The sequence below is a fragment of the Microbacterium oryzae genome, assembly GCF_009735645.1.
GTDB lineage: Bacteria > Actinomycetota > Actinomycetes > Actinomycetales > Microbacteriaceae > Microbacterium > Microbacterium oryzae.
The window spans coordinates 745,732-766,804 of sequence record NZ_CP032550.1; the positions used below are offsets into that span (position 1 = coordinate 745,732).

The following is a 21,073-nucleotide window of genomic DNA, read 5'->3' on the forward strand; positions in this document are numbered from 1 at the left end:
CTCCTCGGTCGGTTCCCCTCAGGCTAGAGAGCCTCGACTGAGGATCCGGTCGACGCCCGCGGTCGTCAGGAGCTGGGCGGCGGCGGGAAGTGAGGGATCGACTGGGGCTTGCCGGGCCCGACGGGCGGGACCGGTGGCAGGGGAGCGTCGTGCCGAGCGCCTTCGGGCGCGGCAGCTCGCGGCGCGTCCTTCGGGAATCGGCGGCCGGTGATGCTCGTCGGGTTCAGACGCACGAAGTGCGGCTTGTGCGTCGGGTCGGCGGTCGAGACAGCCCGCACGCCGGAGGCCGCGACCTCGGAGTCGACCTGGATCTCCGTGGCGGTGCCGCGTATCACCACGCTCCAGTGGTGCGTGTCGTCGACCCCGTCGACCTCGAACGCGACAGTCGGGTGCGCCGTGAGGTTCCGGAGCTTCCCGCCCGAGCCCGTGCGCAGGTACACATTGCCCGCGTGCACGGTGTAGTTGATGGGGAACAGGTCCGGGGTCCCGTCCGCGCGGATGACCGCCAGCCGGGCGAGATCCGAGGACTCCACCCGCTGCCAGGACTCCGCCGTGGTGAGCTTCGATCCGCTGTCGTCGGCCATCGCGCTTCCTCCGCTCCTGCACCTTCGCGTCCTCCGGCCAGTCAACCGCCGCGGACGGGCGGAGGGCAAGCCCGAGCTCAGTCTGCCGCGATCAACCGCTGCGCGGTGTGAACGGATGGCCCGAGCCGCGTCAGGTGCGACAGCAGCTGCTCCGAGGCGCGAGCGAGGGCATCGTCGTCGACCGGCGCGAGGACGTCGAGGATGAAGAGCGCGGACGTTGTCTCGTTCGTGAGCTGCGTGCGGCGCCCCTGTCGCCAGTTCCACCGCCGGCAGGTGACGCCGGCGTCGTCGGTCCACACCACCTCGCCGAGCTCGGGGTGCTCCTCGACGGGCTCGCCGCCTGCGACGGTGTCGAACCGCTCGTCGCCCGACGCGCGCAGCAGCCGCGGGGCGCCGGCGTAGCGGTCCGCGTCCTCGCCGCCGAGCGGAATCTGATGCAGCACCGAGATCGCGTTGTAGATGTCGGTGAGACGATTCACGCGCGGCAGCCCGGACTCCGCACGGCGGGTGAGCGCCTCGAGGCTGTTCCGCGTGCGCTGCGGCTTCGCACCGAACGCGCGGTACGCCTCGCGCCACGCGGCGACGTGCGGCAGCTCCTCGACGGGCCTGCTCTCGAGCGCCTTCCGTGCGGACGCCTCGGCCTCGGACAGGAGTCGCTCGCTCTCCGCATCGCTCGGGCCCGGCTCGATCCCCTCGGCGACGATCAGCAGCGCGCGGTAATCGGGGCGCAACGCAAAGACGTCAGCGTCGACACGCGCCTCCTCGAGCAGGTGATCGCTCCCGATGGCACTTCGCGTCTCGTCCATGGGAGCACAGTAACGAAGCGGCGGAGTTGCAGAGAGCATAGAACCCCGTCAATATAGAAGCGTGTCGATACAGCTCGAACGCGCCGCGCGACCCCGCCTCTCCGCACTCGATCGCGGCCTCCCGGTGTGGATCGGCCTCGCGATGGTCGCCGGACTCCTGATCGGCCACTTCCTGCCGGCTGTCGGCGGGGCGCTCGAGCACCTCGAGGTCGGCGGGATCTCGCTGCCCATCGCGCTGGGTCTGCTGGTCATGATGTACCCCGTGCTGGCGAAGGTCCGGTACGACCGCGTCGCCGCGATCACCGGAGACCGGAAGCTGCTCGTCTCCTCCCTCCTGCTCAACTGGATCGTCGGGCCCGCCCTCATGTTCGCGCTGGCCTGGATCTTCCTCGCCGACGTCCCCGAGTATCGCAGCGGACTGATCATCGTCGGGCTCGCCCGCTGCATCGCCATGGTCGTCATCTGGAACGACCTCGCGTGCGGCGACCGCGAGGCCGCGGCCGTCCTCGTCGCGATCAACTCCGTCTTCCAAGTCGTCGCCTTCTCGCTCCTCGGCTGGTTCTACCTCGAGGTGCTCCCCGGATGGCTCGGGCTGGGCGGAGAGGGCCTCGACGTCTCCGTGGGGGAGATCGCCCTCAACGTCCTCGTCTTCCTCGGCGTGCCCCTCGCCGCGGGCTTCGCGTCGCGGTGGCTGGGGGAGCGCCGCCGCGGACGGCAGTGGTACGAGGAGCGCTTCCTTCCGAGGATCGGTCCGTGGGCGCTCTACGGCCTCCTCTTCACGATCGTGCTGCTGTTCGCGCTGCAGGGGGAGCAGGTGATCGACCGCCCGTGGGACGTCGTGCGGATCGCGCTGCCGCTGCTGGCCTACTTCGCGATCATGTGGCTGGGCGGGCTGCTCACCGGCCGCGCCCTCGGCCTCGGCTACGCGCGCTCGTCGACGCTCGCCTTCACCGCGGCCGGCAACAACTTCGAGCTCGCGATCGCCGTCGCCATCGGCACGTTCGGCGCCACCTCGGGCCAGGCGCTCGCGGGCGTCGTGGGCCCGCTCATCGAGGTCCCCGTCCTCGTCGGTCTCGTGTACGTCTCCCTCTGGGCGGCTCGCGCGTGGTTCGGCGTCGAGCCCCGCCAGCCCGTCGAACTCGAAACGGAGAGGACGCCCGCATGAGCACCGCCACCATCCCCGTCGAGACCTGCTCGCCGGTCCCCACGCACGCGATCGGCGAGCACGCCGCGGCGGCGCTCGCGCCGACGCTCAAAGCCCTGGCCGATCCGCTCCGGCTGCGGATGCTCTCGGCCATCGCCTCCGACCCGCGCGGCGAGTCCTGCGTGTGCGATCTCGCCGCACTCGCCGACGTCTCCCAGCCGACGGTCTCGCATCACCTCAAGGTGCTGCGCGACGTGGGCATGCTCACCGCCGAGCGTCGCGGCACGTGGGTCTGGTATCGGGTCGCGACGCGGCTGCGCCCCGCCGTCACGGCGCTGCTGGAGTCGTTCGCCCCGGTCGCGGTCGACCCCGCGCCCGTCGAGTACGGCGGGCTCGAGAACGTCGACGACGCCCTCGCGCGCCTCGCGGGGGAGCTGACAGCGGCCCATCCGTCGCTCAGCGACGACCTCGTCACGTCGATCGTCCGGGAGTCGTACACATCCCTCGCCCGCTCGGCACGCCTGACGAGCCATCTGCTGCCGCTCACCGAGCGCTTCGCCCGTCAGCGCCTGAGCGACATCGCGCGGGACCGCGCCACCGGCGTGCCGCAGGTGCTGTTCGTCTGCGTGGCGAACGCCGGTCGCTCGCAGCTCGCCGCCGCGATCCTCAACCGCGAGGCGGATGGGCGGGTCATCGCTCGCTCCGCCGGATCGAACCCGGCGGCCGACATCCACCCCACGGTGCGCCCGCTCCTCGCGGAGATCGCGGGTGCTGACCCCGACCCCTTCCCCAAGCCCCTCACCGACGACGCGGTGCGCGCCGCCGACGTCGTCGTGACGATGGGATGCGGCGACGTCTGCCCGATCATCCCCGGCGTCCGATACGAGGACTGGGTCGTCGGCGACCCGGCGCTCGCGTCGGAAGCCGGCGCCACGGCCATCCGAGACGACATCGCCCGCCGCGTCGCCCACCTGCTCGATACCCTCCTTCCCGCCTCTGATTCAGGAGCCACCGCATGACCAAGCCCTCCGTCCTCTTCGTGTGCGTCCACAACGCCGGCCGCTCGCAGATGGCCGCTGGATTCCTCCGTCACCTCGCGGGCGACCGCGTCGAGGTGCGCTCGGCCGGCTCCATGCCCGCCGAGCAGATCAACCCCGTCGCCGTCGAGGCGATGGCCGAGCTCGGCGTCGACATCACGGCGGAGACGCCGAAGATCCTCACCACCGAGGCGGTCCAGGCGTCCGACGTCGTCATCACCATGGGCTGCGGCGATGCGTGCCCGTTCTTCCCCGGCAAGCGCTACGAGGATTGGAAGCTCGAGGACCCGGCAGGCCAGGGCCTCGAGGCCGTGCGTCCGATCCGCGACGACATCCGCGCGCGGATCGCGCAGCTGGTCGACGAGCTCGTCTGATCCGTCCTCGGGGCGGGATCATGGTCCCGCCCCGGCCCCGACGCAAGCCCTCGACCGGGCCGCCTCCCCGTCGATACCGTCGGGGCATGGCGAAGACGAGCACGAGCATCCTCATCCTCGGCGCGGGCGGCGACCTCACCAAGCGCCTGCTGCTTCCGGGCCTCGCAAGCCTGCTCAACCGGCGCGAGTACGACGTGCAGGTCATCGGCTCGGGGCTCGACGACCGATCCGGCGAGGAATGGCAGGAGATCGTCGCGTCGAGCTTCGCGACGGTCGACGGCGACCCCGCCAAGCTGGGGGAGACGTCGTACATCCAGGCCGATGTCACGAAGCCCGACGAGCTGCGGCGCCTGCTCGACGCGTGCGCGCACACGCCCGTCATCTACTTCGCGCTGCCGCCGGCGGTCACCGCCCGCGTGTGCGAGGCGCTGCGCGAGGTCGACCTGCCCGAGGGCACGCGCCTCGCGCTGGAGAAGCCCTTCGGCGTCGACCTCGAGACCGCGCGCCGTCTCAATCGTCAGCTCACCCTGCTCGTACCCGAAGAGCAGATCCACCGCATCGACCATTTCCTCGGGATGTCGATGGTGCTGAACCTGCTCGGCCTGCGCTTCGCGAACCGCGTGATGGACGCCGCGTGGCGCGCGGGCGATGTCGAGCGCGTGGAGATCGTCTACGACGAGACGCTGGGCCTCGAGGGGCGCGGCGGCTACTACGACAACGCCGGAGCTCTCGTCGACATGCTGCAGAGCCACCTGCTCGAGGTGCTGGCGCTCGTCGCGATGGAGCCGATGCCGAAGCTCGACCACGTCGAGCTGCGCTCCGCGATCGCGCAGGTGCTGCGCAACACGCGGGTGTGGGATGGCGACCCGGTCGCGTCGTCGAAGCGGGCCCGATACACCGCCGGCACCGTGGGGGAACGGGAGCTCCCGTCGTACGTCGACGAGAAGGGCGTGGACCCGTCACGCGAGACGGAGACGCTCGCTCAACTGACCTGCGAGGTGCAGACCCCGCGCTGGCGCGGCGTGCCGTTCACGCTGCGGTCGGGCAAGGCGCTGGCGAAGAAGATCACGACGGTGACGCTCCACCTCCGGCCGGCCCCGCACATCCCCGGCTTCTCGGGCGACCCACGCAGCGACAGCATCGCCATGAACCTCAAGTCCGGCGAGGTGACGCTCGCGCTCACCATGAACGGCAGCGGCGACCCGTTCGCCATCGAGCAGAGCTCGCTGACGACCGACAAGGATCCCGGCGACCTCCTGCCGTACGGACAGGTGCTCGAGGGGATCCTCGACGGCGATCCGCTGCTGTCGGTGCGCGGAGACGTCGCCGAGGAGTGCTGGCGCATCGTCGAGCCCGTCCTCGCCGCCTGGCGCGCCGGCGACGTGCCGCTCGAGGACTACGCGGCCGGCAGCACGGGGCCCGAGGGCTGGGGCGCCGCCGACCGCTGACCGGTCACTCCTCGGGGTCCCGCTCCGGCAGGTCGGCTCCCGCGTCGTCGCGCGCCTCCTCGGGGGTCGCCTCCGTGCCATCCGCCGTCTGCGCCGGGGGAGCGCCGTCGGCCGCCTTCGCCTCGTCTTCGCCGCGCACGCCGGGCGCCTCCTCCTCGCGCCCGTGCCGTGCCGCCGCGATCGCGTCGGCGGCGCGGACGAGCGCGAGGTGCGAGAGCGCCTGTGGCGTGTTGCCCACCTGCCGGCTGCGCGCGGGGTCGTACTCCTCGGCGAGGAGACCGACGTCGTTCGCGGCGGCGAGCCCACGCTCCATGAGCTCCTCCGCATCGCGCAGGCGCCCCGACGCGGCGTACTGCTCGACGAGCCAGAACGAGCAGGCGAGGAACGGGTGCTCCTCGCCGCTGAGCCCGTCGACGCCGGATGATGTGCGGTACCGCAGCAGGAGGCCGTCCTGCATGAGGTCCTCCTCCATCGCCGCGACCGTACCCGTCATCCGCTCGTCGTCGGGCGCGATGAAGCCGATCTGCGGCAGCTGCAGCAGCGCGGCGTCGACTTCGTCGGTGTCGTAGTGCTGTCGGAACGCGCCGCGCTTCTCGTCGAACCCCTGGGAGAGGATCTCCTCGCGCAGGCGGTCGGCGAGATCCTGCCAGAGCTCGGCGTCGCCGTCGAGTCCGAACTCGCGCACGCCCCGCGCCCCGCGGTCGAACGCCGCCCACACCATCGCGCGGGAGTGCGTGAAGTGCTTCTGCTCGCCGCGGATCTCCCAGATGCCGTGGTCGGGGCGCTGCCAGTTCTCGGCGAGGAAGTCGAGCAGAGCGTGCTGCAGCGGCCAGGAGGCCGCCGTCTCCGCGAGGCCCGCGAGCCGCGCGCCGTGCAGGGCGACCATGACCTCGCCGAACACGTCCCACTGCGTCTGCTCGTACGCGCCGTTGCCCACGCGCACCGGGCGCGCGCCGCCGTAGCCGGCGAGCTCCGGCAGCTCGAACTCGGCCAGACGGCGCTCCCCGCCGATGCCGTACATGATCTGCACGTCGGCGGGGTCGCCCGCGATCGCACGCAGCAGCCATCCGCGCCACTCCTCGGCTTCCTCCCGGTATCCGTGGGTGAGGAGCACGGCGATCGTGAGCGCGGCGTCGCGCAGCCATACGTAGCGGTAGTCCCAGTTGCGCTCGCCCCCGTCGGTCTCCGGGAGGCTCGTCGTCGCCGCCGCGGAGATGCCGCCGGTGTCCTCGTCGGTGAGCGCGCGCAGCACGAGAAGCGACCGTCGCACGGCCTGGTCGTAGGGCGATGGCGGGTCGCTGCGGTCGGCCCAGTCGCGCCACCACGTCACGGTCTGCTCGATCGCGGCGTCGACGTCGAGGGGCTTCGGGGGTCGACGGTGCGACGGATACCAGGTGAGCACGAGGTCGACGGTCTCGCCCTCGGCGACGTCGTACTCCGCGACGTGCTCGAGGCCCTCGGCGTGCACGCGCGGCCCGCGGCGGATGACCGTTCCGGGGCCGGCGGTGGCGAGGATGGCCGGATGGTCGCCGTATTCGATCTGCCGCACCCACGGCACGGCCGCTCCGTAGTCGAAGCGCACGGCATAGCGCTCCGCGAAGCGGACCGAGCCGCTGATGCCGCGGATGCGGCGCACGAGGTTCGGGCGGTTGTCGCCGAGCGGCATGAAGTCCAGCACCTCGGCCTCGCCCGCGTCGGTGCGCCACAGCGTGCGCAGCACGAAGGTGTCGCGCAGGTACTCGCGCTCCGAGACGGCGCCGTCATCATCGGGTGCCAGCGACCATCGCCCCGCCTTCTCGCTGTCGAGGAGCGCGGCGAACAGCGACTCGGAGTCGAAGCGCGGCAGGCACAGCCAGTCGATGCTGCCCCCACGCGAGATCAGGGCGGCCGAGTGCATGTCGCCGACGAGGGCGTAGTCCTCGATCGGCGTCGGCTGATGCGCGATGGATCCGTCTGAAGAGGCCATGCGTCCACGCTAGAGCCGGCCAGGGCCATCCGGCGCGGCCTTGCCAGGCGCGCGCACGACCTCTATGGCCGTGTCAGCGGCGCGAGTCCTTCAGCGTGCCGGTGATCTTCTCGCCGGGGATGTACACGACGCAGGAGATGAGGCGGTCCTCGAGCTCGTTCCAGGTCTCCTCGACCGGGGTGAGGAACTGCACGTACACCGACGACTCGGGCTCGCCGTCGTAGGGGATGCCGATGAAGTCCTCGAACTTCGCGACGCACCCCTCCTCGGCGGCGTCTCCCACCGCACCCGCGCCCGGCCACTCGCCATCGGCCATCCGCACCTCGTCGTAGACCTCGCCGTCGTGCGGCTCGTCGCAGGGGACGACCTCGATCTCGGTGATCTCGCCGTCGCCGGGGTTGGCGATGCAGTCGCCGATCTCGACGGAGAACGCGTCGACCGTGCCGCCCTCGGCCGCCTCCCGGGTCTCGTCGTCGGACGCAGCATCGCCGTTGAGGGCGTTCGCCAGGCTCGAGCATCCGGCCAGCGAGCAGGCGAGGGCGACGGCGGCGCCGGCGACGAGGAGGCCGCGGCCCGGGTTCGTGCGAGTCATGGGTGCATCTCCTGTGTGCGGGGTGGGGCGGGCACGGGTCACGCGTCGAGGTCGTCGACGCCGGGCATCCAGCTGACGCCCGGACGGCCCCAGCCGCGCTTCTTCGAGATCTTCTGCGCGGTCTTCCAGTCGCGGTCGGAGAGCCGGTCGACGTAGACGACGCCGTCGAGGTGGTCGAACTCGTGCTGCATGATCCGCGCGCGCCATCCGTCGACCTCGATGCGTACGGGGGCGCCCTCGAGATCCATGCCGGTCACGACGACTCGGTCGGAGCGACGCAGCGGGAACCGCTCGCCGGGGAACGAAAGGCATCCCTCCGACTCGAGGTCCTCATCCGGGTCTCCCGGCTCGGTGGGGACCATCCAGAGCTCGGGGTTGAGGATCTCGCCGCGCCACGGATTCCCGTCGTCGTCCTCGTACGTGTACGTGTAGATGCGCAGCGGCACGCCGACCTGCGGGGCGGCGAGACCGACCCCGGGAGCGGCGTCCATCGTCTCGTACATGTCGCGCACGAGCGTGCGGATGTCGTCGGTGATGTCCTCGACGGGCGATGCGGGGGAGTGCAGGACGGGATCGCCCCAGATGCGGATCGGGAGAACAGCCATCCCTTCAGGGTAGTCGGCGCGTCCTGGCGGTAGTCTCTGGACGTGACCTGGGGAGCATCGGAGACCATGGCCGCGGCGGGCGTCGGAGAGCAGCTCGTGGGCGCTCTGGAGAACCCGGGGCTGCTGCTCGGGATCCCGCTCGCGATCGCCGGCGCCGTGTTCATGTCGATCGGCGCGCAGTATCAGAGCCGCGGCGTGAAGAAGGTCGAGGCGCTGGCGGGATCCGAGGGGCGCGCGGGGCTCGGCCTCTCGCACCTCCTGCGGCTGCTGACGAGGCCGTCGTGGATCGCCGGGACGCTCCTGCTCGGGATGGCGATCGTCTGCCAGCTGAGCGCGCTCGCGGTGGCGCCCCTCATCGTCGTGCAGCCGCTCGGCGCGATCTCGCTCGTCATCACCACGCTGCTGAACGCGCAGATCACCGGGCACACACCCACCCGCAATTCGCTCACCGCGATCGGGCTCTGTCTCGGCGGCATCCTCATCTTCGTGCTCGTCGCGGCGCTCTTCGCGACCGAGCGCAGCATCAGCGACTTCGAGCTCCTCGTCGTCCTGGCCATCCTGCTCGTCGTGATCATCCTGCTCGGGGGAGCATGGCTCATCCTGCGACGGCACATCGGCGCGCTCTTCTACATCACCGCCGCCGGCGTCCTCTACGGGTTCGTCGCGACGCTGGCGAAGATCGTCATCAAGCGGATCCAGGCGGGCGACCTCGACTGGACCGTCGCACTGTGCGTGGTGGCCCTCATCGCGGCGGCGGCCGCGGGCGGGTACTTCGTGCAGACGGCGTACGCATCGGGCCCTCCCGACCTCGTCATCGCCGGACTCACCGTGATCGACCCGATCGTCGCCGTGCTGATCGGCGCGATCGTGCTCGGCGAGGCCGCGAACGCCCCGCTGTGGGCGATCGTCGTGTTCGTCGTCATGGGCGCCGTCGCCTCACTCGGCGTGATCCTGCTCGCGCGTCATCACCCGCAGGTGCTGAGCGAGAGCCAGGAGCTGCGCATTCCGCGCGGTTCGAGCGGCGGCGCGCCTGCGGCTGCGGCCGCTGCGCCGACCTCGGGCCTCGACGATCTCCGCTCGGCGCAGGACCCGGATGACCTCCTCACGCGCCGCATCCCGCGCGACGGCGACGAGACAGGGCCCTCGCCCGAGCCGCGATAGGCTCGAACCCTACGGGGCGGTGGCCAAGCTGGTTAAGGCAGTGGGCTCATAACCCAACGATCGTCGGTTCAAGTCCGACCCGCCCTACTGACTGCCGGCGCCTGCCCGCGGTGATCCCCGCCCCTCCGCCCGCACCCGGACGTATCGTGGGTGCATGAGCGGCACACTGCACGCACCGGTGGCCCTGGGCGACCGCTTCGCCCGCGAGATGCCCGAGATGGCGCTGCCCTGGCGGGCCGAGGACTTCCCCGATCGACGGCTGGTCGTGCTCAACGAGCCGCTCGCCGCCGAACTCGGCCTCGACCCGGCGTTCCTCCGCAGCGAGGACGGGATGCGGTTCCTGACCGGCGCGCTCGACGTCGACGGCGCCACCTCGGTCGCCCAGGCGTATGCCGGGCACCAGTTCGGCGGCTACTCGCCGCGGCTGGGGGATGGCCGCGCCCTCCTTCTCGGGGACGTCGCGGATGCGGATGGCCGGCTCCGCGACATCCATCTCAAGGGGTCGGGCCCGACGCCCTTCTCGCGCAACGGCGACGGGATGGCCGCACTTGGTCCGATGCTGCGCGAGTACGTCGTCAGCGAGGCGATGCACGCGCTCGGCGTCCCGACCACGCGTTCGCTCGCCGTGGTCGCGACGGGGCAGAAGGTGTACCGCGAGACCGTGCTGCCGGGCGCCGTGCTCGCGCGCGTGGCGAGCAGCCACCTGCGCGTCGGGAGCTTCCAGTACGCGTCGGCGCGGGGAGACCTCGAGCTCCTCCGCCGGCTCATCGACCATGCGCTCGACCGGCACCATCCGGAACTGCGGCAGGCGGAGAACCCGGCGCTCGCACTCCTCCAGGCTGTGCTCTCGGCGCAGGCATCGCTCATCGCCCGGTGGATGCACGTCGGCTTCGTGCACGGGGTGATGAACACCGACAACATGACGATCTCGGGGGAGACGATCGACTACGGGCCCTGCGCGTTCGTCGATGCATACGACCCCGCGGCGGTGTACAGCTCCATCGACCTCGCCGGCCGCTACGCCTATCGCAACCAGCCGGCGATGGCCGGGTGGAACCTCGCGAGGTTCGCCGAGTCGCTGCTGCCTGCCATCCATGACGATCGCGAGCAGGGGATCGCGCTCGCCCAGGAGGCGCTCAACACCTTCGTGCCGCAGTACAGCGCGGCCTGGACGTCCGGCTTCCTCGCGAAGCTCGGCCTCCGCGACGACCTCGACGATGGCGTCGCCGTCCCGCTGCTGGAGGACCTGCTGGCGCTGATGCAGGGGAGCCGCGTCGACTTCACCTCGTTCTTCCGTCGGCTCGCCGACGCCGCGCGGGGGCACCGTGAACCCGCGCGCGAGATCTTCATCGACCTGGCCGGCTTCGACGCGTGGGCGGAGCGCTGGCTGGCGCTCGCGCCCGATGCCGACGCGATGGACGGCGTGAACCCGATCTACATCCCTCGCAATCATCTGGTCGAGGAGGCGCTGGCGGCCGCTGGCGACGGCGACCTCGAGCCGCTGACGAAGCTGCTCGACGCCGTGACTCGGCCGCACATCGAGCGCGCGGGGCTGGAGCGCTACGCCGAACCCGCTCCGGAGAGCTTCGGGAGGTACCGCACCTTCTGCGGGACGTGACCCGCAGGAGCGCGCGACGACGGCCATCCCCGCGGTTAGTTGCTCAATCTCAACTACCCGTGTATAGTTGAGGTCTATCAACTTTTACCTGGGAGCGTCTCGACTTGCGTAACTCGTCACAACCGCCAGCGGAAGCCAAGCGCTCCGCTCGCGAAGTCTTCACCGCACTCTCCGGTCTCATCGTCGGCATGTTCGTCGCCGTGCTCTCGGGCACCGTCGTCTCGACATCGATGCCGGTCATCATCGCCGACCTCGGCGGCACGCAGTCGCAGTACACGTGGGTCATCACCGCGAGCCTCCTGGCGACGGCCGTGTCGACCCCGATCTGGGGCAAGCTCGCCGACCTCGTCGACCGCAAGATCCTCATCCAGATCTCGCTCGTGCTGTTCACCGCCGGAACCGTCATCGCCGGCTTCTCGACCGACACGAACATGCTGATCGCCGTCCGCGTGCTGCAGGGCGTCGGCGTTGGCGGCCTGATGTCGCTCGTGATGATCGCGGTCGCCCTCATCATCTCGCCCCGCGAGCGCGGCAAGTACATGGGTGTCGTCGGCGGCATCATGGCGCTGGGCACCATCGGCGGCCCGCTGCTCGGCGGCCTCCTCACCGACGTGTGGGGATGGCGCTCCAACTTCTTCGTGGGCGTCCCGTTCGCGCTCGTCGCGCTCGTGCTGCTGCAGTTCACGCTGCACCTGCCGAAGCCGCAGGGCGCGAAGGTGTCGATCGACTACTTCGGCATCGTGCTCCTCGCGGTGGGCGTGTCGACGCTCCTCATCTGGGTCTCGATGGGCGGCAGCGAGTTCGACTGGGACTCCGCCACGAGCATCACCCTCGCGGCGGTTGCGGGTGTCGCCATCGCCGGCTTCGTCGCGGTCGAGTTCTTCGTCAGGGAGCCGATCGTCCCGATGACGCTGTTCCGCAACCGCACCTTCACGCTGTCGGTGATCGCATCGATCGCCATCGGCGTCTCGATGTTCGCCACGTCGGTGTTCCTCGCTCAGTACTTCCAGCTCGCTCGCGGCGCCACCCCGACCGAGTCCGGCCTTATGACCATCCCGATGATCGTGGGCCAGATGGGCGCGTCGATCATCATCGGCCAGCTCGTGAGCCGCTACGGCAAGTGGAAGGGCTGGATGCTCACCGGTTCGGTGCTCACCACCATCGGTGTGAGCCTGATGTCGACGCTGCGCTATGACACGCCGTTCATCCTCGTCGCCGTGTACATGTTCGTGCTCGGTGCCGGGCTCGGCATGGTCATGCAGAACCTCACGCTCATCGTGCAGAACGACACCGACCCGCGTCAGCTCGGCGCCGCGTCGTCGAACGTGAACTTTTTCCGCACGATCGCGGGAACCATCGGCGTCACGATCATGGGCTCGATGCTGTCGACGAGCGTCGGCAACTACATCTCCGACGGACTCGGCGACTTCACGCCGACGACGGAGGCCGAGGGCACCGCGCTGCAGAGCCTCGCCTCGGGCGACGTGCCGAAGGTGGCCGAGCTGCCCGACACGATCCGCGCGATCGTCGAGGGCGCCTACGGTCACGGAATCGCGGATGCGTTCATCATCGCCATCCCGCTCGCCGTGATCTCGATCATCGCGATCGCGTTCATCAAGAACAAGCCGCTGTCGACGAAGAGCGCCGGCGACCAGCTGCGCGAGCAGGCGGAGGAGTCCGCGATCGAGGTCTCCGAGGCCGAGATCGGCGCGAGCACCGGCACGCTTCGCGTCGTGAACGGCGACGTCGCGGCGCCTTCCACGGGCTCGACGACGGTGCTCGAGCGCGAGGATCGGAAGCGCGGGCGCTGAGATGATCGGCACCGAAGCGGGCACGAGCATGGCAGGCACCGTGGCGGATCTGCAGGGCGACCTCAATCTGATCTTCGTGCGTGCGCGTTCGCTCTGGAAGGAGTCGGCCGCCCGACTCCATCCGGAACTGCAGGTGGCGGGGTACAAGCTGCTCAGCTTCATCGACCGAGCTGGGACGGCGAACGCCCACCAGCTCGCGGAGCGATTCGAGATGGACAAGTCGGTCATCAGCCGCCAGGTGAGGATGCTCGAGGACTTCGGCCTGCTCGAGTCACGCGCGGATGAGCGCGACGGGCGCCTCCGGGTGCTCACGGCGACACCGCGAGCATCCGCTCAGCTGAGCCGGCTCCGCGCTGAATACGCCGCTCGCCTGCGCGACGGGATGGGCGAGGTGACCGAGGAGGAGATCCTGGCCGCCTCGAAGGTCTTCCGACTGCTCGCCGAGGTCTGATCCGCTCGAACCCCACAGGAGCCCCGCTTCCGGAAACGGCGGCGGGGCTCCGTCGTACCCGGGCACAGTGCGTGCTGCGGATCAGCTCGCCGTCGTCTTCCGCCGGGTCGCCCGCGGCCGCCCCACGGCCATCCAGGCGATCGGGCCGAAGAGCGGAACGAGAACCGCGAGGATGGCCCACAGCGCGAACTCGGACGCCGGCAGCAGGCGCACCGCGCGCGCCAGCGAGATCAGCGACGTCACGAGCAGCGCAAGCAGCACCACCACCGTGCTCGACCAGAGGGTGTCGGCCACCGTGGGGAGCAGCGGATTCACGGCATCGGTCATGCGGATCACTCTAATGGTGCAGACGGCGCTGCCGTGTCGGATTTCGGGGCGGTGGGGCTGGTGTCGACGGCTGAGGTCGACACGCGCACGCCAGCCCCGGCCACCCGAAATCCGGAACGCGCGCGTTCACGCGAACGGACGCGAACGGACGCCCGCCCGCCCGGTTCCGTCAGCCGGCGGCCGAGCTCGCGCGTTCGTGGAGCGTCGGCCGCAGCGTGAGCGTGCGGTGAGCGTGGTCGCCGGCGTCCTGCATCTCCTCGAGGAGGATGCTCGCGGCGATCATCCCCATCTCATGACCGGGCTGCGCCACGCTCGTGATCGGCACCGGACTGTCGTGCGCGTAGTGGTTGTTGTCGTAGCCGACCACGGCGATGTCCTCGGGCACGCGGATGCCCGCGAGGAGCATCGCATGGATGGCGCCGGATGCGAGTGCATCGGACGCGGACACCAGTCCGTCGGGTCGCTCGGATGGTGCGCGCGCGGCCAGGAGGTCGCCGAGTTCCCGCCCGCCCCGAGTCGTGATCCGGCGCGTCTCGATGGTCTCGAGCGACGCACCCGGGACCTCGGCCACCGCGCGGGTGGCACCCGTGCGGCGCTGGGCCACCGCTGAGAGCGAGAACGGCCCGCCCGCGAATGCGAGGCGGCGGCGTCCGCGTTCCAGCAGGTGCTGGGCGGCGAGGTATCCGCCGAGCTCCTCGTCGACGACGACGCCGCACGACTCGTCGTCGCCGGGCCAGTTCACGTGCACGATCGGAAGCCCGCGCGCACGGGCGGCGCGGGCCACGTCGAGCGGCGCATCGAGCGGCGCCAGCAGCACGCCCGACACCTTCGTCTCCTCGAAGAGCTCGATGTACTCGTTCTGCTTCGCGAGGTCCACGTCGCTGTTCGCGAGGAGCAGGCGCATGCCCTGCTGATCGAGCTGCTCCTCGACGCCTCGCGCCAGGTCCACGAAGAACGTGTTCGCGAGGTCGACGATCACGAAGCCGACCGTGTCCGCGCGTCCGGTGACGAGCGAGCGAGCGGCGCGGTTCCGCACGAAGCCGAGCTCCTCGATGGCGCGGAGCACGCGCTCGCGCGTGAGGTCCGCGACGAGATGCGGTCGGTTGAGGACATTGGAGACGGTCGCGACCGACACGCCGGCACGCTGAGCCACGTCCGCCATCACGGGACGCATTCGATCCGGCTGTGTCGCGACGCTGCTCATCCGGCCCCCACTTCCTCGACATCGAAAGACTACTTGCAATTCAAACGCTTCAATCATACGATTCAAACGCTTCAATCGAACGGCGTCGCTCAGCGGCTTTCAAAGAGGAGAACCATGAAGCTCAACACAGCCCGCACCTGGACCCGCGCGGCACTCGTCTCCGTCGCGGGCGCCTCCGCGCTGGCCGTCACCGCCTGCGGCGGCGGGGGAGGAGGAGGCGGCGCCGCGAGCAGCGGCGACATGTCGCTGCTCGTCAACGTGGAGAACACCGAGATCCCCGCCGTGCTCGACACGCTCGCCGGCGGTGCGTGCTCCGCCGAGAACGGGGCCCTGCCGCTGAAGGTGGAGACCGTTCCGCAGAGCAACCTCGACCAGCAGCTGCAGCTGAAGGCGGGCCAGGGCGACCTTCCCGTGCTGTTCTCGGCGGGCAACGCGCCCGCGCTGACGCAGACGCTCGCCGAGTCGGGCAACGTCGCCGATTTCGACAAGCTGCTCACCGACCTCGACGTCATCGACAACATCGAGCCGGCGGCCATCTCCACGATCGAGAACCTCTACGGCGGCTTCCGCGTGCTCCCCTTCGAATACAACGTCGAGGGCATCTGGTACAACAAGCAGATCTTCGCCGACAACGGCATCGAGGAGCCGCAGACGTGGGAGGACCTTGTCGCGGCCGCCGAGACGCTGAATGCCGCCGGCGTGCAGCCGTTCTCCGCCAGCGGCGAGCAGGGATGGCCCCTCACGCGCCTCATCTCGAGCTACCTCTTCCGCGATCTCGGCCCCGACGCGCTGCAGAAGGTCGCGGACGGCGAGGCGTCGCTCACCGATCCGGAGTACGTGGCGGCCGCGCAGGCCGTCGCCGACCTGGGCGCCGCCGGCTACTTCGGCCAGGGCGTCGGCTCCATCGACATGGCGACCTCCGAGAACCAGTTCCTCAACGGCTCCGCCGCCATGTTCTACACCGGCAGCTGGTACCTGACGCAGCTCAACGACCCCGAGCAGAACCAGATCGGCGCTGAGAACGTCGGCTTCATGCCGTTCCCCGCCGTCGAAGGCGGCGCCGGCGACCGCTCGCAGCTCGCTGCCAACGTCGGCCTTCCGGTGACGATGAACGCGAACGCCGTCAACGACGACACCGAGGCCTGGCTGACGTGCATCGTCGAGAACTACGGCTCCACCGCGCTCTCGCAGGAGAACCGCGTCTCCGGCTTCGCCCTGAACGAAGAGGTCAGCGACGTTCCGGAGCTCACGCAGCTGGTGCAGGAGAAGGTCGCCGAGACCGAGACCACCGTGCTCTGGTTCGAGGCGCTCTTCTCCGCCGAGGCGACCACCACCAGCCAGCGCAACGCCGCTCCGCTGGTGACGGGGAGCATCTCCGCCGAGGAGTTCATGTCGATGGTCCAGGCCGACCTGGGCTGATCCGACTCGAGGGGCGGCGGCTCGGCCGCCGCCCCTTCTTCACGGGAGAACCACATGCAGAACGTCCTCGGCGACAAGCGCGCCATCGCCATCCTTCTCGGCCCCGCCCTTCTCATCTACTCGCTCGTCATGCTGGTGCCGGTGCTCTGGTCGCTCGGATACACGGTCTTCGAGGGCAACGCGATCGTCGGCTTCCATTTCGTCGGCCTCGACAACTTCGCGCGACTGCTCGGCGACTCCGAGGTGCACAGCGCGCTCCTCTTCACGCTGAAGTACGCCGTCGTCATCACGGTCGGGCAGGTGCTGCTGGGGTACGCCCTCGCCCTGCTCTACGTCTTCGCGCTGAAGCGCGCCTCCGGCATCGTCCGCACCCTGGTCTTCTTCCCCGTCGTGATGCCGACGGTCGCCGTCGCGCTGCTCTTCCAGCAGCTGTTCTCCATCGCCCCGACCGAGGGTCTCGTCAACTCGGTCGTCAGCGGCTTCGGCGGCGTCCCCGTCGACTGGTTCGGCGACGGCGGCAGCGCATTCGTCGTCATCGCCATCATGGACATCTGGCGCTCGATGGGCTTCTACGGCGTGCTGCTGTACGCGGGTCTCATCGACATCCCCGAGGACGTCCTCGAATCGGCGCGTCTCGACGGCGCGAGCGGATGGGGGCTCCTCCGCCACATCGTCGTGCCGCTCTCGGCACCGGTCCTCATCTCGTCGATCATCTTCTCGATCAACGGCACGCTCAAGGTCTTCGACAGCGTGCTGGCGCTGACCAACGGCGGTCCCGGCACCTCGACGAGCCCGCTGACCATCTCGATGTTCGACAACTCGTTCACCTACGGCAACTACGGCTACGGCTCCACGATCGCGATGCTGCTGACCGTCATCTGCCTCATCGTCACCGTGTTCATCTTCCGCGGCACCGCCCGCGGCGCGAAGAAGGGCGCAGCATGACCTCCCTGGCCTTCTCCTCTCGACGCGCGACCCGCGCCATCCGCCGACTGCCGATCTGGATCGCCGTCGCGCTCCTCCTCATCGTCGTCGGCTACCCCCTCGTCTGGCTGCTGCTCGGCTCGTTCAAGTCGCAGCGCGAGTTCCTCGAGTCGCCGACGTGGGCGCTGCCTGAGCAGTGGAACTTCGACAACTACGCGGTCGCCTGGAACACCGCCGGCCTCGGCACGTCGCTGTTCAACAGCGCGATCACGGTGCTGCCGTCGCTCTTCCTGATGCTGCTGCTCGGCACCGCCGCCGCGTTCGCGCTCGAGGTGCTCGTGTGGAAGAACCGCGGCGGGGTGCTCATCATCTTCCTCGCCGGCATCATGGTGCCCACGCAGATGATCCTGCTGCCGCTGTTCAGCGTGTACTTCCAGGTGGGAATCACGGGAACGCTCTGGCCGCTGCTCATCACCTACACCGCCACCGGACTGCCGCTGACGGTCTTCCTCATGGCGACATATTTCCGGGCCATCCCGCGCGAGGTCTTCGAAGCCGCCACCCTCGACGGCGCGAGCATCTACCGCCAGTTCTTCTCCGTCGCGCTGCCGATGATGAAGAACGGCCTGTTCACCGTCGGCCTCGTGCAGTTCTTCTTCTTCTGGAACGACCTGCTCATCGCGCTGACGTTCGCGAACTCCGGCGATCTCCGCACGCTGCAGGTCGGGCTGCTGAACTTCAACGGCCAGTTCGGCACCACGCAGTACGGCCCGCTGTTCGCCGCCGTGAGCATCAACGTCTTCGCTCTGCTCATCATCTATCTCATCCTCAATCAGCGCATCCAGAAGGGCCTGACGGCCGGAGCGGTCAAGGGATGACGCACCACGAAAGGACCAGCGTGCAGGTCACCGCACCCCGCTTCGAACACCTCGACGAGCCGCTCGGCATCGGCGTCTCGACCCCCCGCGTCTCCTGGAAGACCCAGGCCGAGTCCGGCTGGCGGCAGGCCGGATGGCAGCTGTCGCTCACCCGAGAGGACGGCCAGACGGTCGTGGCGACCGGGAACGGGCCCGATCAGGTGCTGGTCGCCTGGCCGTTCGAGCCGCTCCGCTCGCGCGAGCGGGCCGAGGTGCGGGTGCGCGTGCGCGGTGCGGATGGCGCGTGGTCGTCGTGGGGGCCGGCGACGGCGGTCGAGGCGGGTCTGCTCGACGCCTCCGAGTGGGTCGCGACGCCCGTGGGCGCCGCGTGGCCGGAGGAGCCCGACACGGAGCGGCGCCCCTCGCTCGTTCGCCGCTCCTTCGTCGTCACGAGTCCTGTTCGATCCGCGCGGCTCTATGTCACCGCGCACGGGCTGTACGAGGCCGAGATCAATGGGCGTCGCGTCGGGGACCACGAGCTCTCGCCGGGATGGACGAAGTACGACGAACGGCTGACCTACTGGACGTTCGACGTCACGGAGCATATCGTCCGGGGCGAGAACGTCATCGGCGCCTGGCTCGGCGACGGGTGGTACCGCGGGCGTCTCGGCTTCAACGGCGGCTACCGCGACCTCTACGGCACGGACCTCTCGCTCATCGCGCAGCTGGAGCTCTCGCACGAGGACGGCAGCCGCACGGTCGTGGCGACCGACCGCGAGTGGGAGGCCGCGCGCGGGCCGATCCTCGTGTCTGGGCTCTACGACGGCGAGAAGTACGACATGCGAGACGAGGTCGACGGCTGGTCGTCGCCGGGCGCCAGCACGGGGGAATGGGCACCCGTCCGCGTCGGAGAGCGCGATGCCGCCACCCTCGTCGCACCCGTCGCCCCGCCGGTCCGGGTGACCGAGGACATCCGCCCCGTCTCGATCGCGCGGCACGGCGAGGGCTTCCTCGTCGATTTCGGCCAGAATCTCGTCGGGCGCCTGCGTCTGCGGGTGGATGGCCCGGCCGGTCAGGTGGTCGAGCTGAGGCACGCGGAGGTGCTCGAGCACGGCGAGCTCGGGACGCGGCCGCTTCGCCTCGCGGACGCGCAGGATGTCGTGGTGCTGGATGGACGTGGGCCGCGGGAGTGGGAGCCGCGCTTCACCTTCCACGGCTTCCGATACGCGACCATCGTCGGGCTGGAGTCGCTCACGGCCGAGGACGTCGTGGCGCGCGTCCTCCACAACGACATGCGCCGCACCGGCTGGTTCGAGACGTCGTCGACGGACCTGAACCGACTGCACGAGAACGTGCGGTGGGGGATGCGCGGCAACTTCGTCAGCGTTCCGACCGACTGCCCGCAGCGCGACGAGCGCCTCGGCTGGACCGGCGACATCCAGGTCTTCGCGCCCACCGCGTCGTTCCTCTACGACTCCGCCGGCTTCCTGGAGAGCTGGCTCGCCGACGTCGCCCTCGAGCAGCTGCCGGACGGCACCATCCCGTGGTTCGTGCCGGTCATCCCGGGCGGTCCGAGCTGGACGCCGATCCGGACCGGAGCAGTGTGGGGGGACGTGTCGGTGCTCACCCCGTGGACGCTGTACGAGCGCTTCGGCGACCGCGGCATTCTGGAGCGTCAGTACGTCAGCGGTCGGGCGTGGGTCGAGCGGATGGTCCGGGAATCCGGTCAGCGGCGCCTCTGGCAGCAGGGCCATCAGTTGGGCGACTGGCTCGATCCTGCCGCACCGCCGGAGGATCCGGCCGCGGGGCTCACCGACAAGTACCTCGTCGCCTCCGCCTACTTCGCATTCACGACGCGGCGCCTGGCCGACACGGCGCTGCTCTTGGGTCATGCCGGCGACGCCATCCGCTACGCGCGCATCGCCGATGAGGCACGCGACGCATTCCGGTCCGAGTACGTGCTGCCGGATGGGCGCCTCACGAGCGATGCGCAGACGGCCTACGCCCTGGCCATCCGCTTCGGCCTCCTCTCGGCCGCGGAAACCGAGCGGGCGGGGGAGCGGCTCGCCGAGCTGGTCGCCGAGTCGGGCAACCACATCGCGACCGGGTTCGCCGGCACCCCGGTGGTGACCGACGCCCTCACCCAAGTCGGCGAGATCGACCGCGCGTACGCGCTGCTTCTCGAGGACACATGCCCCTCCTGGATGTACGCGGTGCGGATGGGCGGCACGACGATCTGGGAGCGCTGGGATTCGATGCTCCCCGACGGCAGCATCAACCCGGGCGAGATGACGAGCTTCAACCACTACGCGCTCGGCAGCGTGGCGGACTGGATGCACCGGGTGATCGGCGGCCTCACGCCGACGGGCCCCGGATACCGTTCCGTGCGCTGGGCCCCGCGGGTCGGCGGAGGGCTCACGAGCGCGCGCGTCGCGTTCGACTCCGCCTACGGGCTCATCGAGGCGTCATGGCGTGTGACGGACGAGGGCGTGGCGTATGAGATCCGGGTGCCGACGGGCGTCGAGGCCACGGTCGACCTGCCCGGACTCGAGTCCGTGCCGGTGGAGTCAGGCGGACGGTTCGCCGCGGTCGTGCCGGTGCCTGTGGCTCTAGCGAGCGAGGTGCCGGCGGCGGTCTGAGGCTCTGACCGGGTGCCGGGTTTCGGATCCGCGGGGCTGGTGTGGACGGCGCAGGCCGACACGCGCACACCAGCCCCTGACATCCGAAATTCGGCACCGTCCGGAC

The 21,073-nt window shown here is 70.1% G+C and carries 19 protein-coding genes and 1 tRNA gene; 13 read left to right on the top strand and 7 right to left on the bottom strand.

The genetic code is table 11. The features are described 5' to 3' along the window. Window positions 1–65 precede the first annotated feature (65 nt). On the bottom strand, window positions 66–584 hold the full coding sequence (locus D7D94_RS03435) for a pyridoxamine 5'-phosphate oxidase family protein (RefSeq protein ID WP_156241225.1): 519 nt from the start codon (window positions 582–584) through the stop codon (window positions 66–68). Between the two features lie 77 nt (window positions 585–661). Next, window positions 662–1,390 carry a B3/B4 domain-containing protein gene (locus D7D94_RS03440; RefSeq protein WP_156241226.1) on the bottom strand — a complete coding sequence of 243 codons (729 nt, stop codon included), beginning with the start codon at window positions 1,388–1,390 and terminating at the stop codon, window positions 662–664. A gap of 61 nt (window positions 1,391–1,451) precedes the next feature. Between D7D94_RS03440 and arsB the strand changes: the two genes are divergently transcribed. From arsB to D7D94_RS03460, 4 genes are all read left to right on the top strand, one after another. Beyond that, window positions 1,452–2,555 carry an ACR3 family arsenite efflux transporter gene (gene arsB, locus D7D94_RS03445; protein ID WP_156241227.1) on the top strand — a complete coding sequence of 368 codons (1,104 nt, stop codon included), beginning with the start codon at window positions 1,452–1,454 and terminating at the stop codon, window positions 2,553–2,555. Then, a complete protein-coding gene (locus D7D94_RS03450; RefSeq protein WP_156241228.1) occupies window positions 2,552–3,553 on the top strand; it encodes a metalloregulator ArsR/SmtB family transcription factor in 1,002 nt (333 codons plus the stop codon). The genes arsB and D7D94_RS03450 overlap by 4 nt, the downstream gene beginning before the upstream one ends. Next, window positions 3,550–3,945 carry an arsenate reductase ArsC gene (locus tag D7D94_RS03455; RefSeq protein WP_156241229.1) on the top strand — a complete coding sequence of 132 codons (396 nt, stop codon included), beginning with the start codon at window positions 3,550–3,552 and terminating at the stop codon, window positions 3,943–3,945. Before D7D94_RS03450 ends, D7D94_RS03455 begins: the two co-directional genes overlap by 4 nt. Before the next feature lie 86 nt (window positions 3,946–4,031). Continuing rightward, window positions 4,032–5,393 carry a glucose-6-phosphate dehydrogenase gene (locus D7D94_RS03460; RefSeq protein ID WP_156241230.1) on the top strand — a complete coding sequence of 454 codons (1,362 nt, stop codon included), beginning with the start codon at window positions 4,032–4,034 and terminating at the stop codon, window positions 5,391–5,393. A gap of 4 nt (window positions 5,394–5,397) precedes the next feature. Here D7D94_RS03460 and D7D94_RS03465 read toward each other — a convergent pair whose 3' ends face one another. From D7D94_RS03465 to def, 3 genes are all read right to left on the bottom strand, one after another. Next, entirely contained in the window at window positions 5,398–7,359 is a 1,962-nt protein-coding gene (locus D7D94_RS03465) for a glycoside hydrolase family 15 protein (protein ID WP_216648686.1), read from the bottom strand. Window positions 7,360–7,432: 73 nt separating this feature from the next. Next, window positions 7,433–7,951: a septum formation family protein gene (locus tag D7D94_RS03470; protein ID WP_156241231.1), complete on the bottom strand. Its 519-nt coding sequence runs from the start codon at window positions 7,949–7,951 to the stop codon at window positions 7,433–7,435. Window positions 7,952–7,989: 38 nt separating this feature from the next. After that, window positions 7,990–8,556, bottom strand: a complete 567-nt coding sequence (gene def / locus D7D94_RS03475) for a peptide deformylase (RefSeq protein ID WP_156241232.1) — start codon at window positions 8,554–8,556, stop codon at window positions 7,990–7,992. A 66-nt stretch (window positions 8,557–8,622) separates the two neighbouring features. Between def and D7D94_RS03480 the strand changes: the two genes are divergently transcribed. The 5 genes from D7D94_RS03480 (at window position 8,623) to D7D94_RS03500 (ending at window position 13,597) form a co-directional block, all read left to right on the top strand. Continuing rightward, the gene (locus tag D7D94_RS03480; RefSeq protein ID WP_173024354.1) at window positions 8,623–9,717 is read left to right on the top strand and encodes a DMT family transporter; all 1,095 of its coding nucleotides are present in this window, start codon (window positions 8,623–8,625) and stop codon (window positions 9,715–9,717) included. A gap of 13 nt (window positions 9,718–9,730) precedes the next feature. Then, window positions 9,731–9,804, top strand: a tRNA-Ile gene (locus D7D94_RS03485). 67 nt (window positions 9,805–9,871) lie between these two features. Further along, window positions 9,872–11,335 (top strand): protein adenylyltransferase SelO, encoded by a 1,464-nt coding sequence (locus D7D94_RS03490; protein WP_156241233.1) that lies wholly within the window; start codon window positions 9,872–9,874, stop codon window positions 11,333–11,335. 104 nt (window positions 11,336–11,439) lie between these two features. Further along, window positions 11,440–13,146 (top strand): MDR family MFS transporter, encoded by a 1,707-nt coding sequence (locus D7D94_RS03495; RefSeq protein WP_281349347.1) that lies wholly within the window; start codon window positions 11,440–11,442, stop codon window positions 13,144–13,146. Between the two features lie 28 nt (window positions 13,147–13,174). Next, window positions 13,175–13,597 carry a MarR family winged helix-turn-helix transcriptional regulator gene (locus D7D94_RS03500; RefSeq protein WP_246171864.1) on the top strand — a complete coding sequence of 141 codons (423 nt, stop codon included), beginning with the start codon at window positions 13,175–13,177 and terminating at the stop codon, window positions 13,595–13,597. An 81-nt stretch (window positions 13,598–13,678) separates the two neighbouring features. On the opposite strand, the gene D7D94_RS03505 is transcribed toward D7D94_RS03500, so the two are convergent. Both D7D94_RS03505 and D7D94_RS03510 read right to left on the bottom strand, forming a co-directional pair. Next, window positions 13,679–13,924: a hypothetical protein gene (locus tag D7D94_RS03505; protein WP_156241236.1), complete on the bottom strand. Its 246-nt coding sequence runs from the start codon at window positions 13,922–13,924 to the stop codon at window positions 13,679–13,681. 169 nt (window positions 13,925–14,093) lie between these two features. Continuing rightward, a complete protein-coding gene (locus D7D94_RS03510) occupies window positions 14,094–15,086 on the bottom strand; it encodes a LacI family DNA-binding transcriptional regulator (RefSeq protein ID WP_246171914.1) in 993 nt (330 codons plus the stop codon). A gap of 156 nt (window positions 15,087–15,242) precedes the next feature. Here D7D94_RS03510 and D7D94_RS03515 point away from each other — a divergent pair, with 156 nt between their 5' ends. The 4 genes from D7D94_RS03515 to D7D94_RS03530 are packed head-to-tail and all read left to right on the top strand — an operon-like array spanning window position 15,243 to window position 20,967. Next, entirely contained in the window at window positions 15,243–16,547 is a 1,305-nt protein-coding gene (locus D7D94_RS03515; protein WP_156241238.1) for an ABC transporter substrate-binding protein, read from the top strand. 54 nt (window positions 16,548–16,601) lie between these two features. After that, the gene (locus tag D7D94_RS03520) at window positions 16,602–17,492 is read left to right on the top strand and encodes a carbohydrate ABC transporter permease (protein WP_156241239.1); all 891 of its coding nucleotides are present in this window, start codon (window positions 16,602–16,604) and stop codon (window positions 17,490–17,492) included. Continuing rightward, window positions 17,489–18,349: a carbohydrate ABC transporter permease gene (locus D7D94_RS03525; RefSeq protein ID WP_156241240.1), complete on the top strand. Its 861-nt coding sequence runs from the start codon at window positions 17,489–17,491 to the stop codon at window positions 18,347–18,349. The genes D7D94_RS03520 and D7D94_RS03525 overlap by 4 nt, the downstream gene beginning before the upstream one ends. Further along, window positions 18,346–20,967 (top strand): alpha-L-rhamnosidase, encoded by a 2,622-nt coding sequence (locus tag D7D94_RS03530; RefSeq protein ID WP_173024230.1) that lies wholly within the window; start codon window positions 18,346–18,348, stop codon window positions 20,965–20,967. The genes D7D94_RS03525 and D7D94_RS03530 overlap by 4 nt, the downstream gene beginning before the upstream one ends. The last annotated feature ends 106 nt before the right edge of the window (window positions 20,968–21,073 follow it).